The sequence below is a fragment of the Acinetobacter sp. 1566109 genome (genome assembly GCF_000582255.1).
Lineage (GTDB): Bacteria > Pseudomonadota > Gammaproteobacteria > Pseudomonadales > Moraxellaceae > Acinetobacter > Acinetobacter nosocomialis.
Genome location: NZ_JEYB01000192.1, coordinates 1 through 1134, shown reverse-complemented (window position 1 = coordinate 1134; position 1134 = coordinate 1). Strand labels below are relative to the sequence as shown.

Annotated in this window: 2 protein-coding genes; both read left to right on the top strand. The window is 48.3% G+C overall.

What is annotated here, in order from left to right:
* The coding region (locus J582_RS25335; protein WP_032048961.1) for a CoA-transferase at window positions 1-240 on the top strand (240 nt) is incomplete at its 5' end.
* 12 nt (window positions 241-252) lie between these two features.
* On the top strand, window positions 253-1134 hold an 882-nt coding region (locus tag J582_RS25330), incomplete at its 3' end, for an acetyl-CoA C-acyltransferase (protein ID WP_032048959.1).

Here is a 1134-nt window from a genome sequence, read left to right as displayed (position 1 = left end):
GGTGCCAAGAAAGTATTTATCACCACAGACCATGTGACCAAACAGGGTGAACCAAAGATTGTGGCTGAGCTGACTTATCCGGTAACGGGTAAACACTGTGTTGACCGTATTTACACTGACCTGTGTGTAATTGATGTGACCAAAGATGGTTTAAAGGTGATTGAGAAAGTAGAAGGTCTTAGCTTTGATGAGTTACAGGCTTTAACAGGTGCAACTTTGATTGATGCGACCCAAGGGTAAGGAAGTAGGGAAATGACATTAAAAAATGCTTATATCATCGATGCCATCCGTACTCCATTCGGCCGTTATGCAGGTGGCCTTGCTCCCGTTCGTGCCGATGACCTTGGTGCTGTACCCATTAAAGCCCTCATGCAGCGTAACCCAAGTGTAGATTGGGAACAGGTCGATGATGTGATTTATGGCTGTGCCAACCAAGCCGGTGAAGACAACCGTAATGTTGGCCGTATGTCAGCACTGCTTGCTGGTTTACCGTATCAGGTGCCGGCAACCACCATTAACCGTTTATGCGGTTCATCACTCGATGCGATTGCTATTGCTGCCCGTGCCATTAAAGCAGGTGAAGCGAACTTGGTGATTGCAGGTGGTGTGGAAAGTATGAGCCGTGCCCCCTATGTGATGGGTAAGTCTGACAGTGCTTTTGGCCGTAGCCAGAAGATTGAAGATACCACCATGGGTTGGCGTTTCATTAACCCCAAACTTAAAGAATGGTATGGTGTAGACACCATGCCCCAGACTGCCGAAAACGTCGCTGAACAGTTCAACGTCAATCGTGCAGATCAGGACCAGTTTGCCTTGGTGAGCCAACAACGCACCGCAAGCGCGCAAGCCAAAGGCTTTTTTTCTAAAGAAATCGTGGCAGTTGAAATCCCCCAGCGTAAGGGGGAGACTGTTGTGATTGATACCGATGAACATCCACGTGCATCAACCACACTTGAAGGCTTAAGCAAACTTAAACCAGTTGTGAAAGCAGATGGCACAGTTACTGCGGGCAATGCTTCAGGCATCAACGATGGCGCAGCAGCTCTACTGATTGCTTCTGATGAAGCAGTTCAGGCTTACAACCTCAAACCACGTGCCAAGATCATTGCTTCAACAGCGGTGGGTGTAGAACCA